The sequence below is a fragment of the Vannielia litorea genome, from assembly GCF_018424695.1.
GTDB classification, from domain to species: domain Bacteria; phylum Pseudomonadota; class Alphaproteobacteria; order Rhodobacterales; family Rhodobacteraceae; genus Vannielia; species Vannielia litorea_A.
On sequence record NZ_QTNQ01000011.1, the window covers coordinates 12,728 to 27,203 of the forward strand.

Genomic DNA, 14,476 nt, shown 5'->3' on the forward strand with positions numbered 1-14,476 from the left:
TTCATGACAGACACTTCCCCAATCGCGCCCGGCCTCAGGAAAGAGGTTCTGCTCGACATCAAGGATCTCAAGATCGACGGCTACACCGGCGAAGAGTGGGTGCCGATCATCAAGGGCGTCGACCTCAAGCTGCACCGCGGCGAGGTGATGGGCCTGATCGGAGAATCCGGGGCCGGCAAATCCACCATCGGCGCCGCCGCCATGGGCTATGCCCGTGATGGCACGCGGATCGTCGAGGGCTCGTCGATCGAGTTCGACGGGATCGAGCTGACCACCTCCACCGAGGCCGACAAGCGGGCGCTGCGCGGATCGCGCATCGCCTATGTCGCGCAATCGGCGGCGGCCTCCTTCAACCCGGCGCACAAGCTGATCGACCAGCACACCGAGGCGCCGGTGCATTACCGCATCCAGAAGCGGATGGAGGCGCAGGAAGACGCGATCCAGCTCTACGAGCGGCTGCGTCTGCCCAACCCCGGCGAGATCGGCTTCCGCTACCCGCACCAGGTTTCGGGCGGGCAGTTGCAGCGGGCGATGACGGCCATGGCCATGTCGTGCCGTCCCGATCTGATCATCTTCGATGAGCCGACAACCGCGCTCGACGTGACTACCCAGATTGAGGTGCTCGCCGCGATCCGCGATATCGTCGACCAGTTCAACACTGCCGCGATCTACATCACCCACGACCTCGCGGTGGTTGCGCAGATGGCCGACACCATCAAGGTGCTTTTGAAGGGCGAAGAGGTTGAGCAGCAATCGACCGAGAAGATGCTGGCCGCGCCCAAGGAAGACTACACCAAGTCTCTCTGGGCCGTCCGCAGCTTCGAGCGTGACCAGAAGGCCCGGCCCGAGAATGCAACGCCGCTGATCTCGGTGCAGAATGTCGATGCCGCCTATACCGGCGGGGTGAAGGTGCTCGATGATGTCTCCTTCGATATCTACGAGGGCATGACGGTGGCGGTGGTGGGCGAGTCCGGCTCGGGCAAATCGACCACCGCGCGCTGCATCACTGGCCTATTGCCGCCCACCAGCGGCCAAGTGCTGTTCAAGGGGGAGCCGCTGCCGCCCAAGTACACCGACCGCACCAAGGACCAACTGCGCCAGGCGCAGATGATCTACCAGATGGCAGACACGGCGCTGAATCCGAAGGTGCGCATCTCGGAGATCATCGGGCGGCCTGCCAAGTTCTACTCGGGCCTCAGCGGCACCGCGCTCAAGAGCCGGGTCGACGAATTGCTGGACCTGATCGAGCTGGAGCCGTCGAAGTATTACGACCGCTTCCCGCCCGAGCTCTCTGGCGGCCAGAAACAGCGGATCGGCATCGCTCGGGCGCTGGCGGCGGAGCCCAGCTTCATCATCTGCGACGAGGTCACATCGGCGCTCGACCAGTTGGTGGCCGAGGGCATCCTCAAGCTTCTGGACCGCCTCCAGAAGGAGTTGAACCTCGCCTATATGTTCATCACCCACGATCTCGCCACCGTGCGCGCCATCGCCGACGAGGTGGTGGTGATGCAGCACGGCAAGGTGGTGGAACAGGGGCCGAAACTGGAGATGTTCACGCCCCCGCACCACCCCTACACCGACCTGCTGCTCAGCTCGGTGCCGGAGATGGACCCGAACTGGCTGACCACACTGCTCGAAGAGCGCGGTGTCGACAACGTTGGCGAGGCCGCCGACGTCTGACGCTGGCGACGAGCAAAATCACGCGAACGGGCAAGCCTTCAGATCAAGGCTTGCCCGTTTTTCATTCCGGTGTGATCAGATGGGGGCTGCGCGCCGCCTACTCAGACGATGGCGTAGGCGGTCAGGCCGAGGGTACCGACGATCATAAGATACACGACGGCGAACGCGGGAAATGTCGCGCTGCGGGAACGGTACTCACGGATCAGGTCATCACGTGTGATCATGTCGCTCTCCTTCGTCTTGCCGTCTTGAGGTGGCCGTGGTCCAAACCTTTTGTGCAGGGCAATATCGCCGTGCCTCTGAAGCCGCACCTAGGCTTTGCGCCTGAGTCAGTCAACCACCGAAATGCAAAAAACCTTAACCTTCGATCCCCGCCAACAACCGGCTAGCAGATCAGCCGCCGCGCCGGTGCGAAAACGCGCCCGGGCGGCGTCGTCAACAGGCAGAAAGCCGTCGCAAACCAGCCATCGAAGGCCCCGTTTCGGCCGCATGGCCTAGGTGCGCACAACCCGGGGGAGAGCGTGTCAGCTGCGCAACATTTTGTGTTCTCATCTCTTGCGCCCGCCGACGGCGGTGCTCGAACGTCGCGAATTCGGCGTAGTGGCCCGCCACGAGATCTGCACATTCCCGTCGCGCGCCGCTGTCCCCGCGCCAAGACCAAATGCGCCCGCTTGGGTCACCGCCTCGCTGCGGGACCGAACGTCGCCAAGCTCCGCGGCGTCTCAGCTCCGGAAGCCGTGCCTGTCGGCGTCCTGGATATCGCAGCTCGCGGCGCGGCCCGGATCAGCGGTGACACCCGGCCGGTCTGAACGCCGCTCCGCGATGATTGGCAATTTCCTGCTCAAGGTCTCTAGTTGCATTTCCGACACTTAGAGGACGCACGCACCGGAGCTGACGATATCCCGCCAGTTTTTGAGCATCAGATTGCCATCTTTCTCTGAGCTGTTAGGAATATGGTAAGACTTGCGAGCATATCAAAAAACAAAGCAGCATACGGGCTACTACCATGAAGAAACTGATGGCTTGGCGCATCTGCGCCATCGGCATTCTTGCACTTGCCGCATGTGTCCCTGCGAGTGAAGAAGAGATTGTTTCCCGTGGCAGTCAAGCGGCTCCGAACGAGGTGCGGGTGAGTGGCAAGGCCCCCTCCGGCGCCGGGTCGGAACGCCGCTTTACTGCCTACCTCACCGGCTACACCTACTGGGACAACACACCTCCCGGCTCCGCCGCCATCGCCCGCCCGGTCATCCACCGCCGCGCCGGCGGCATCGGCACCTACGACGATCCTGTCACCCTCGCCGTGGGCCACAAGATCGTTGGCGGCCGCCAGACGCTCGATTACCCTGCCGGAACCCGCTTCTACATCCCCAATCTTCGTCGCTATGCGATTGTCGAGGATGTCTGCGGAGATGGTCCTCGCCCGCAGAACGGCCCGTGCCACACCGGTCACCGGGGCCACCCCTGGCTCGACATCTATCTGGATGGTCGCCGCGTCGGCGACGCGGCATCGCAACGTTGCGCCTACCGCATCACGGGGCTTCAGCCCGTGTTCATCAACCCGCGCCCCGGATACCCGGTTGACCGTGGCCCGATCTCCGAGTCCGGCTGTGGGGTCTACCCCTCCTGACCCTGGCACTTCGCCTTCCACCTGAACCGCCAAACGCTGCCTTTCGCCGTCGGTTGAAAGGCAGTTGGCGATGCGCGATGTCTGAGGTTTAAGGCGAAACGCTCTAGGACGCAGGTTTGGCGGCGGCGAAGGAAGTTGTCACATTCGCCGTTCGCCGTGCCTTCTGCCAGGAGGCCAGCTTTCCGGTCACCGCCCGAGACAGCGCCCGATAGACCGTCCACATCATGAGGATGCGATAGGCCACACGCTGCAATGGCCAATAGAGCAGCAGTTTCCAGTCTCGCTTCGCCTCGTATCGCATCGCCAGAACCGCAACCAGCAGCTCGGTCAGAGGCATGACGGCATAGCCAAGCAACATCAGACCCGGCGAACTGTCGGTGGCGTAGGGCAGCCCGTAGAACAGCGTCGTCGTCAGGTTCAGCACCGCGATGATCGCAACCAGATCCACGATCGGCGCAAAGAGCGGCAAGAGCATGCCTGACACGATCTGGTCGGGGATTGCTGCCAGCCCGACGGACCTGCGCTCCCGCACTGCACCCCGGTGTTTCCATGCCGTCTGCAACTTGCCCAGCGTCCAGCGAAGGCGCTGCGCCAAGAAGGCCTTCACCGTTTCCGGCGCCTCGGTGTAGCAGAGCGCGCGCTCGTCATATTCCACCCGGTAACCCGCCCGAATGAGCGATACCGTGAGGTCGGCATCCTCGGTCATCGTCTCCGGCGAGTAGAGCCCCGCCTCGATCACCGCGTCGCGCCGCCACGCCCCAATCGCGCCCGGCACCACCATGATGGCGTTCAGCGCCTCATAGGCGCGGCGGTCCACGTTCTGGCCGACGAGATACTCGATCGCCTGGAATCGCGTCAGCAGGTTGCGCTGGTTGCCCACGATGACCTTGCCGGCCACGGCCCCCACACGCGGGTCCTTCATCTTCTGCACCAGATGCCCGATCGCATCCGGGGCAAGGATCGTGTCGGCATCAATTGCCACTACGATCTCGCTATCGGAGCGCGCGAAGCCCTTGTTGGCGGCAGCCCACTTTCCCTGGTTCCTTTGGGTATAGACCTTCACCCGAGGGTTCCGGCGAAACTTCGACCTGGCGATCTTCAGCGTATTGTCGGTGGAGCCGTCATTCACCACGATCACGTCGAAGTTGCCATAGGTGCTCTGGAGAATGTTGTTCACCGAACTGACGATCACGTTCTCTTCGTTATAGGCTGGCACGATCACGGTCACACTCGGGGCATATCCCTCGTGAACCACGGCATGCCGCCCGCGACGCAGGCAAAGAAACAGCACCAGAGACACCCGGAAGATCGCAAAGGCGATGACCAGCCAGAACATCATCCGTGCGAACTGCCAAATGTAGATCAGAGTGAAGAGCGAGATCGTCTCGAAGGTGGTGCGGGCGCCCCGGACATCGGGCATCAGCTGCTCCGACGTCACCCCCATGAAGTCTGCGGCGTTCACGAAGCTCACACCTTCGGCCTGCAGCGTGGCAATTATGATGGACAGGGCCTGCACGGTTGCCTCGCGGTTCCCGCCCGCATCGTGAATCAGCAGCACCTGCCCCTGCTCCGGGCTGGCCCGGACCTCGTCGATCACGAAGTCGGCGATCCTCTGCGGATCCTTCCAGACCCAGTCGTGCGGCACGATATCGCTTCCGATGGTGATGTAGCCAAGGTCGTCGAGTTTGCTCATCTTCTCGGCAAGGCGCCCGGTGTCCGGCCCCGGCCCGTCCACGTAGGGCGGCCTGAACAGCAGCGGGCGTTTGCCGGTCAACGTGGCCGTCAGGCGACCCTGCATCTGCAACTCCTGCTTTAGCCGGAAGTCGGTGGCGTCCTCGATGTGCGGGTGGGTGAAGGTGTGCAGCCCAACGATATGCCCCTCATCCACCATCCGGCGGATCAGGCCACGGTTGCTCAGCATGTTAACCCCGATCGGGAAGAAGGTTGCCTGCACCTCTGCGTCGCGCAGAACGTCGAGCACCTGGCTGGTGTACTTCTCGTCCGGGCCGTCATCGAAGGTGATGGCCACCATCTTGCTCTCGGGCCGCCCCCACCGCCGCACGATGTAGGGCACCGGTGCGGTGCGGAAGCTCTCACTCGCGATCTCGCCGCTGTCCGGATCGAACTGCACCGCGCGATCGCCCGGCACCGGATCGGTTTCGAAGTCGTGGAAGGGGCCGCTGCCAGTGTAGCGCACGCTGTCGGAGAGGTTCACCACTTCCAGCGCCTTGCCCGCCGTCTCCGGCTCGAGCGCGGTGGCTTGCAACATGGGCCACAGCGACGGGTCTTCACGGCCAACACCCCAGATCGCCACCCGGCTCACCCCAAGCTCCCGCGCCAGCCGCAGCTGGTTGTAGGCCGTCGCGGCGTCGAGATACCAGATGCGCTCGTTCTGGCCCGCGGCGTTGACAAAGGTGACCATCGGGTTGCGCGGGCGGTCGGGAAACAGGGCGTATCCGCCGAAATGGTGCAACCGCCGCATGATTTCCGCATGATCGACAGGCTGCGGCCCGCTCTCTCCGGCGATCCAGCTCAGCCCGCCGGCCCCGATGGCAACCACGAGCTTGGGAGCCGGCACAACCTCGGCGACTCGCCGCATCTCATAGTCGAACCACTCTCGGGGCGCGCGCGGGGTTTCGATCATATCTGCGAAGTGCGGGCGGAACATGCGCACGATAACCCTGTCCAGCATGTCCAACGTGTCCGGCGGGATCGACTCGACCGCATCGCTGTAAGTCACGACGCAGGTTTCGAAACGGGCCGGCGCAACATGCTGACGCAGCGCGGTCAGCAGCCCTCCAACCTGCATCATCCCGCCCCATTCAAGATCACCGACATCCAAGCACAGACCTTCGAAGGCTTGCGCTTCGACGTGCGCCGCCAGATCGAAGGCAACCGACTGAATGAACCGCGGGTCCGCGAGAACGTCGGAACCGGTGGGGTCGAACTCTTCGAGACGCACAAGAGGCGTCAGCGCGTATCTTTCGCGCGATTGCATCAGGGGGCTGTCGGCAAGCTGCTCGGGGTATTGTTCGGGCATCGCCCAACCGGTGCCGTCCGGGGTCAGAACGAACCAGTCCGGCATCGCGGCATCGAAGTGGCCGCAGGCCCGCCCAAGGGCCGCTTCCCGGTAGTCGTCGCGAATGTCAAAGAAACCGCTGATATGCGTGAACCCCCCGCGCCCCATGGCGGTGGCCCCTTCGGATGCGCAGTCCAGCTCCGGGCCTTGGCGCAGCCCGAACGTGCTGCGCGCGGTGTCTGCCGCTTGCTCGTGATCGTGCACCAGATTCCGGGATTTCGATATCTCGGCAAAAATGGGTCGCCAATCGGCAGATTCGCCCGTAAGTTGTTCTACGATCACATCGCCACCGGGCGAATCGGTAGACGCGACGCTGACGGCGAAGGTCATGCCCCAGATCGTTGCGAGCAAGCACACCAGACCGGCGGCAACAACGACAAGTCGCATGCGCCGACGCGATGATGCGCTGAATATCTGTTGTACCGTGGTAGCGCCAGCACCGCCACCACGAGAGCCGCTTGTTGCGGCCCCTTTTCCCCTAACCATTGAAGCGCCCCCCAGCACGGGATGCTCGATCTCAATGGCCCCAATGCGAATAGCCTACGCCGACCGGTGCAAAAAACAAGCTGTCCGTGCACCCGCTGTATTCATGACACCCGGGGTTCGCTACGATCCGGCAATACCGTGGAACAGGTTGAAACGCGGGCAATGAGTTTCGGACGCAGGCATTTTCTACAGTCTTCCCTTGCGGCCCTGTTTGCAGGGCGGCAGACCATGTCTGCGGCGTCGGCAGCCCCGCGAACTCTCGCGTCGCTCATCATCATACACGGCCTGGATCCACGCACGCCGGTCTCGGCGCTGATGGCCTTTTTGTCGCCGCTTATCAACTGGGGCCACCCCGTTGCGATGACGATCGATCCGCAGCTTTGGCTGGAAACGCCCCAGACAGAGCGGGCTGCGCTGCTTTTCACGATAGAGGCCCTCATTCGCCAATATCCCAACCACGCTGGCTTATTTCCTTACGTCGAAGCGCTTAACGATCTTCCCGGCTACAGCCAGGAACGGGCCGCCTACGAGGCCAGACGGGCCATGGCAAGCCTGTTTGACACCTCCGATCCCGGAGACCAGCTCCATCGCCAATTGACCACCATCGTCTCGGGCGCATCGGTGACCGAGCGCATTCCCGAGGGCCTCACTGCGGCCGGTTTCCGCAACCTGCTGGTGCTGCCTGCAAAAACGAGTGACCTTCGGTTTGAAACCTATGAGAACGGTACCCTCCGCATATTCGGCGGAATTCGACATGACATTGGTGCCCCGATTGCCGATCTGGGCCAGAACATCGACCGCCAATTGGAGCGCGACCCGGTCCTTTGTCTTTACATCGATGCGTCACGTTTGTTGCACATGGGCGACATTTCTGCCGATCAGGGCGGATTGGAAATTCTCGAGAAACTGTCCGGCTTCGCCGACGACGAAAGAATCGCGCCAACCCGAATCGCGCCGCTCCATGCTGCCTCCAGGGTCGCCTTCGAGCGGAGTGTCCTGGTGCTGGCCGATGTGCGGGAGACAAGCCCTGCACACCGCAAGCAGCTTATCGGGCGCTTTGAAGCGGCGGGTGTTCCGCTGGCCCTAGTCCTGCCTCCGGGCACGGACAGCAGTGAGGCGACAGGCTGCAACCTCGTCGCGGCCTCCGAAGAAGAGCCCGCGGGCGACGAAACAGAGACAGGCCGCGCCATGGCCGCTTCAACCCGGGATTGCGAAGATCTGATATTGGATTCAGTCTCGGGCGCAGCCTCCGGCACAGGCCTTCTGCCGGCTTACCTCGCCGACAGCAACTTCACGCTTGCTGGCCTTGACGGTTCCGCCCGGCTCAGGCTCGGGCCGGTGCTGCACCTGCGTGATCGTGCCGACTTGCACGCGCTAAGGCACAGGCTCGGCGCGTATCGGGACGTCGTCGTTGTCATCGGACCGGAAGTCGTGGATGACCCGGAGTTTCTCGACAAGTTGGTGAACCTCCTTTCCGAGATGCACGAGGCCAATGCCACCGCCTACGCCGACCTGCCCAGCTGGATCAGCCGCGCGATACCGAGCGACGAGGCGTTTGCCAAGTTCCGCCGTCACCGGCGCATGGCAGCGGAAACGGCACCATCGAACGCGCCCCTCGACGAGGCGGAGCAGCTTCACCTCCTGACCGACGCAGCCGTGGCCTGGCGCTACTTTGAGGTCCATGCCCACGAGCAGAGCGGCCTCGTGCCGGCAACGGTTGGCCGGGTGAACACGCGCGTCACGAACACCTACGAGACGCTGACGATGTGGGACATCGGCTCCTACCTGCTGGCGCTCGAGGCCGTGCGTGCGCTCGACATGATCGACCAACCCGCCTTCCTGTCACGCGCGGCCAAGGTCATAACGGCCCTGCCGGAAACCCGGATCGACGGGCTGAGGCTGCCCTGTAGCATGATCTCTTCGAAAACCGGCGAACCGGAAAGCAAACAATTCAACCGATGCGACTTCGGGCGCCTGCTGGCCGCACTGTCCCGTTTGGGCAAGCACCCCGAGCTGTCGGCGCAGGTCACTGCCAAGGTGGCCGCCTGGGATATTGCCGCCGCCCTCGCCGAAGGGCCGCTCAAGCCCTTCTCGCCAGAAGCCCTCACCTTTGAGGATCCGTCACATTGCTCGCATTACCTCGCCCGAGCACTTGGCCGCTTCGGCTTCGAGACGACCTCTCCCTATCGGCGGGCCTACACAGGGGCGCATCTGGCCGACCGGCGGATGTCTCTGCTGTATGAGGCAGGCCGCATCGGGAGCCTTGGTGCCGAGCCATTGCTTCTCGAGATCATCGAGCTCGGCGCATCACCCGAGTCCGAATGGCTCGCAGAGGTTCTGTTCAACGAACAATACAGTGCCCACAAGGCCGATGGCGGGCTTTACTGCGTCTCGGAAGTGCCGATCAACGAGGCTCCATGGTTTCTCTACCTCGGCCTGGACATGAACAGCGAAACACGAAAATGGGTTCTGGAAACCACGATGTCCGATCGGACATACAACGCGTCCAGCCTGCGTGAACGCTACGGTCTCATCCTGAGCACCAAGTCGGCCTTCCTCTGGAACGCCGTGCACCCTCACGCCTATTCCAGCACCTTGGTGCGGCACATGCGCCGCCATGCCCGCATCCCGGACATGGGCTATGCCTCCGGAGCCTTCTTCAAGTCCGACGCGATCACCGAGAACTACTCCGACGTCAACACCAATGCGATCATACTACAGGCCATCGCACACCGCATGGTCGGCGCTCGTTAACCAGCCGCAAGGATGGCGCGCGGTCTCCGCCTTGCTCTGCACGCAGCACCTCTCTCCCGGCGACTTTCAATGGCACGTCTTTGCAGAGCGGAACCGTAGGACGGGCAAATCCTGCCAGCACGCAGCGCTCCGATGAAACGGTGCCAGCGTTCATACCACCGGATACACGAAGTCCAGAGTGTTTCGCTTGGGTTGACCGCGCAGGATGTGTTGGCCTTCCCCTTCCCGGACCATCCGCGCCAGTTCGCGGAAATCTCCCGCCAGCTCTGGCGCGTAACGGGCGGCGTAGGCTTCTAGGAAACCAGTCAGCACCGAGCCGTCCTCGCACAGCAGTTCGGACAGGGCGACGGGCGGCGCGGACAGCTCCGGCGCGGGCGCTTGCAGCGTGCTCTCGCCCGCCGTCCCGCAGGCCAGGGTATGCGCTTCGGTGTCGAACAACCGCGCGAACAGATCCATGAAATCTGCGGTGTCAGTCTCTAGCATAGGTCGTCTTTCCGATGAAGCGGTTCACCCAGTCGGGCTGGTCGGCGCGGCGCACCAGGAAGGGGCCGATGGCCAGCATGTCCATCCCGGTGTTCAGGAAGCCGTTGATGGCGTCGGCGGGGGAACAGATGATCGGCTCGCCGCGCACGTTGAAGGAGGTATTGAGCAGCATCGGGCAGCCTGTGAGCGCATGGAACTTCGCCAGCACCTCGGCAGCCCGGGTCTGGCCGGCCTCCGGGTCGACCGTTTGCAGCCGGGCGCTGAAATCGACATGGGTGACGGCAGAGAAAGCACTGCGCACGGCGCGCATCAGGTCGAGCGGCTGGTAATGCCCCTCGGCGCGAGCAGTCGCGAGGGTCGCCCTGTGCCGGTGGCGCTCCTTTAGCGTGGCGACGTACAGCATGTAGGGGCTGTCGGTTGGCCCGTCGAACACTGCCGCGGCCGCGTCCTTAAGCACCATTGGCGCGAAGGGTCGCCAGCCTTCACGAAACTTGATCTTGCGGTTAACCCTGTCGAGCATGTCGGGCGGGCGCGGGTCTCCCAGGATCGAGCGGTTGCCGAGTGCGCGCGGGCCAAATTCCATCCGCCCGTCGAAATGGCCGACGACATGGCCCTCGGCGAGGGCGGCGGCGGCCTCGCCCGCCACATCTTCCGGCTCTTCGCAATTGAGTTTCGACCGGGTCAGCTCAGCGAGGATCTCGGCCCGGTCATAGGCCGGGCCGAGATAGCCGCCCGCCATCGCGTTCTGCACCGGCCTCGCGGGGCGGACGGCGGGGCGTTCGGCTCGGCGCTGCGCCGCAACCTCGAGCGCCGCGCCAAGAGCGCCCCCGGCATCGCCTGCGGCAGGCTGGATCCAGAGGGCGTCGAGGCCCGGCACCTCGGTGAGCAAGCGGCTGTTGGCCACACAGTTCAGCGCAACGCCACCGGCCATGCACAGGCTGGCCTCTCCGCTCAGGCGCAGCGCGGTGGCGGCAAGCCGGGTCAGCGCCTCCTCAAGCACCACCTGGGCAGAAGCGGCCACGTCCATGAAGTGTTGCTCAGGCGTGCCATCAGGCGCACAGGCCGGGCGGCCGAAGAGTTGCTCGAACAGCGGGCTGATGGTTGTGACATCGGTGTCGAAGCGGAAATAGGACATGTCGAGCGCGAAGCCGCCATCGTCCTTGAGGTCGATCAGGGTGTCCTTGATCCGGCCGGCAAACCGTGGCTGCCCGAAGGGCGCCAGTCCCATGAGCTTGTATTCGCCCGAGTTCACCCGGAACCCGCAATACTGCGTGAAGGCGCTGTAAAAGAGGCCGAGTGAATGCGGAAACCGGATCTCGGCCAGCGGCGTGAGCGTGTCGCCCTCCCCGCGCCACAGGCTTGTCGTCGACCACTCCCCGACCCCATCGACGACAAGGACAGCGGCCTTGGAGAAGTGCGACGGGTAGAAGGCGGAGGCGGCATGCGAGCGGTGGTGTGGCACGCAGAGGATGCGGCCCGGGTCTGCGCAGACCGAAAGCAGCCGGGCGGGCAGGCCGTGGCCGTAGTCGCGCATCATCCGCAGGGTCTGCGGCCAAAGAGCTGCACCGCGCGGCGCGGTCTTGCGGGCGTTCTGCATCACCCGCCCGAGCTTCAGCGCCGGGTTCTCGTAATAGGCAACGGTGAGCTCCGCATGGGGCGTCGGCAGCTGCGACAGGCAATAGCGGATGGCGTGGTCCGGAAAGCTCTTGTCGGCTTTCTTACGGGTGAACCGCTCTTCCTGTGCCGCCGCCAGAATGCGTCCGTCCTGCACGAGGGCGGCGGCGGCATCGTGAAAATGCGACGAGATGCCAAGGATCGGACCGCCACCTCTCATTCGCTGCCGCCTGTCGCCGTTGCGATCAACTGCTGCGCCGCGGGCAGCAGGCGCTCGGCAAAGATCTCGTTCGCCCGGACATTGGGATGCGGATCCAGCGGGCGGAAGGTGTGCTCACGGTCCAGCGGCACCGATATGTCGATGGCGACGGAGAAACGCTCCAGCACGAGGGCGTTGAATGCCGGGTCCTGCTTATCCAGAAGCGCAACGCGGATCGGGATGTTTCGGGAAGCGGCCAGAGCTTCAATCTCCTCCAGCATGGTCAGCGTGGCACCATCGAGCATGACGGGGTCGGGCAGGAAGGCGTTGAACCCGCCGGTTTGCAGCGCTGGCTGCCAGATCGGCACGTAGATGATCGCATGCCGCCCTTTGCGCCGCTGGCGCAGCACCGGCACATGTTCGACGCCCAGCCTGTACCACTCGGGGCTCAGGAACTGCTGCATCCGGTGGGGGTGCGGCACATTGCGGAAGCGGTGATCGCTGAACACGCCAAAGATGGCCGCGTCGACCTTGCCATCTCGGATGTCGCGCCGGAACTGAAGGTAGCTTTGCACCGTGCTCTGGCCGCCGATGCCACGGTTGCGCAACTGCACCTGCGGCAATGCCGCCTGAAGGCGCGCCACGTAGGTTTCGCCATCAGCGAGGCCGGTGCCGTAGGTGAAGGAACAGCCATAGACGGCCAGTTTGGGCCCTGTGCCTTCCGTCCGGCCCGGCACGTGGCGCCACCCGTCGGCGCCGATTGTCTGGATCACTTCGGGACGGAAGGCCACCTTGACCCCGTGACCGGGCGTCAGCGACCACCCGAGAACCGGATTGGGCCGGAACAGGAGCCGGGGCTTGCTGACGATGGTCCGGGTTGGCTGGGTCACTGGAGTCCGTTTGGGCTAGGCATCTGGTCTCGTCACGAAGGCTGCGCAGAAGTTGCCGCTGGCAGCAAGAGACTCGAGGCGGTCGCGCCGGGGCTGATCGCGGCTGTGGCGTGGCCTGCGGCGGTCACTGTCTGGCGCGCGCAGTTGGCAAGCACAGGCCCAGCCCTGTCATGCGACCAGGTGAATGGCATGCGTCATCAGCCACTCGTAAATGCGGGTGTCCTCCGGGCTGACCTCGCCAAGCGTCCCATCGTCCTGATCGCTCTGGCGCAGGCTGTGGTCGTAGAACTCCGGCGCATCGCCGCTGTGGCCGTCCAAACCCAGGTCTGCGGCGATTGCATCAACAGCGCGGGCATACGTGGCGGGCGGCCAATCGAAGCAGAGCAGAGGGACGCCGTGGCGCTCCACTATGTCCAGCAAGCGCAGGTTGTAGCGGCGCCACAGGTCCAGCGGCGGCGTGGCTGGAGCCAGCTTTGGCCCGCGCCGCAGCAGCGACCTCGCAACAGCGTGGGGGTGGCGGAAGGTTCCGACCAGGCGCATTTCGGGGAGCGCCTCGCGCCAGAACGGAAAGGTGAAGACTGTGCGTGGATCCTTGAAGCCCCAGCGCCCGCACGCCGCGAAACCGGCAATATGCGCGTCCCGGCGCTTGCGCAGATCCGCGTTCCAGAGCATCTGCTCCGGCGGCTTGTCCCAGGCCCCGCCATTCAAAGCCAGAAGATCGTTGTTGATCTGCATGCAGGTTGAATTTTCCTTGTTCCCACGTCGGTTGAAGGTTGCGAATTTGTTCACTTCGCCGAGGAACAGCCCGCGCGCCTCAAGGCTGCCAGCGAGGCAGCTGGTGCCGCTGCGATGCATTCCGAGGATGCAGATCGCGGTGTGGCCCTTCGGCTCGGTCATCATGTGTCCTGTCGTCTCACTGTCTCACATTGGGCCGCCCCTGCCTGGCCGTCGAGCGTGCCGGAAAGCCGACACGCCCCCCGTAGCGTCGGAGTGCCGCTACGGGGGGCATTCATTGGGCCAGGGGGCCAGTGAGGCCTCGTCAATTGCGCGACGGATAGATACCGAAAAGCGCCACGCAATAGCGGACCACCTCGGTCGGGTCGAGCGTTCCGAGGGGCTGGTTGCCGCCGGTGGGCGCAATCATCTGCGGAGACATCTGCACGTTGGCGGCCTGATCGGAATAGATCGTCTCGGCCCCCGATCCGGTGTCATGCGCCGCGGCGAGGATCTTGTCGCCCGGCCCCGGAAAGGTGCCGTCGGAATTGGTGGCGTTGACCGGGTGGTTGTGGCTGGGCAGCTGATTTACCGTCAGCGTGGTTTGTTCCTGGCCACCCTTCGCCCCCAGGCGGCGCGGCGAAAGCCCCGGTCCGGTGCCGTCACCCATGGGCGTGCGGCCGCGCAGATCGGGCAGGCCGAAGGTGGTGCGCCCGTCTCCGCCAAAGGTTGTGCCGTAGAGCGAGAACAGTGCATCGTTGCCACTGACCGGCAGCAGTTGGCCATTGGCGTCGGCCCATCCGCGCGGGCAGAAACCAATGCCGGTGGCCATGATCTCGCCGACGAAGGGGTTTGAATCCGCCGCAGCCTGGCCCGGCGACAGGAGGCACGCCAAGGCCAGTGCCGATGCGGACAGGGCATGAAGGGCGTTCTTGTTCGAATATGTCATC

Annotated in this window: 10 protein-coding genes; 3 read left to right on the forward strand and 7 right to left on the reverse strand. The window is 64.1% G+C overall.

Annotated features, from left to right (window positions below):
- The first annotated feature begins 3 nt into the window (after window positions 1-3).
- Window positions 4-1,680: an ABC transporter ATP-binding protein gene (locus DYI42_RS05965; protein ID WP_213545017.1), complete on the forward strand. Its 1,677-nt coding sequence runs from the start codon at window positions 4-6 to the stop codon at window positions 1,678-1,680.
- 101 nt (window positions 1,681-1,781) lie between these two features.
- On the opposite strand, the gene DYI42_RS24450 is transcribed toward DYI42_RS05965, so the two are convergent.
- Complete coding sequence (locus tag DYI42_RS24450; protein ID WP_274608797.1) at window positions 1,782-1,904, reverse strand: hypothetical protein; 123 nt, start codon at window positions 1,902-1,904, stop codon at window positions 1,782-1,784.
- A gap of 782 nt (window positions 1,905-2,686) precedes the next feature.
- Here DYI42_RS24450 and DYI42_RS05970 point away from each other — a divergent pair.
- A complete protein-coding gene (locus DYI42_RS05970) occupies window positions 2,687-3,307 on the forward strand; it encodes a hypothetical protein (protein WP_244867605.1) in 621 nt (206 codons plus the stop codon).
- A 103-nt stretch (window positions 3,308-3,410) separates the two neighbouring features.
- Here DYI42_RS05970 and DYI42_RS05975 read toward each other — a convergent pair whose 3' ends face one another.
- Window positions 3,411-6,773, reverse strand: a complete 3,363-nt coding sequence (locus DYI42_RS05975; protein ID WP_213545018.1) for a glycosyltransferase — start codon at window positions 6,771-6,773, stop codon at window positions 3,411-3,413.
- A 120-nt stretch (window positions 6,774-6,893) separates the two neighbouring features.
- On the opposite strand from DYI42_RS05975, the gene DYI42_RS05980 reads away from it, so the two are divergent.
- Window positions 6,894-9,626, forward strand: coding sequence for a DUF3131 domain-containing protein (locus DYI42_RS05980; RefSeq protein ID WP_213545019.1), 2,733 nt, complete (start codon window positions 6,894-6,896; stop codon window positions 9,624-9,626).
- Between the two features lie 150 nt (window positions 9,627-9,776).
- Here the strand turns inward: DYI42_RS05980 and DYI42_RS05985 are convergent, their stop codons facing one another.
- From DYI42_RS05985 to DYI42_RS06005, 5 genes are all read right to left on the reverse strand, one after another.
- Entirely contained in the window at window positions 9,777-10,082 is a 306-nt protein-coding gene (locus tag DYI42_RS05985) for a hypothetical protein (protein WP_213545020.1), read from the reverse strand.
- Window positions 10,083-10,095: 13 nt separating this feature from the next.
- Complete coding sequence (locus DYI42_RS05990; RefSeq protein ID WP_213545021.1) at window positions 10,096-11,943, reverse strand: carbamoyltransferase family protein; 1,848 nt, start codon at window positions 11,941-11,943, stop codon at window positions 10,096-10,098.
- Window positions 11,940-12,812 carry an SGNH/GDSL hydrolase family protein gene (locus tag DYI42_RS05995; protein WP_213545022.1) on the reverse strand — a complete coding sequence of 291 codons (873 nt, stop codon included), beginning with the start codon at window positions 12,810-12,812 and terminating at the stop codon, window positions 11,940-11,942. The genes DYI42_RS05990 and DYI42_RS05995 overlap by 4 nt, the downstream gene beginning before the upstream one ends.
- Window positions 12,813-12,980: 168 nt before the next feature.
- On the reverse strand, window positions 12,981-13,709 hold the full coding sequence (locus DYI42_RS06000; protein ID WP_213545023.1) for a hypothetical protein: 729 nt from the start codon (window positions 13,707-13,709) through the stop codon (window positions 12,981-12,983).
- 142 nt (window positions 13,710-13,851) lie between these two features.
- Window positions 13,852-14,475, reverse strand: coding sequence for a phage tail protein (locus DYI42_RS06005; RefSeq protein WP_213545024.1), 624 nt, complete (start codon window positions 14,473-14,475; stop codon window positions 13,852-13,854).
- Between the last annotated feature and the right edge of the window lies 1 nt (window position 14,476).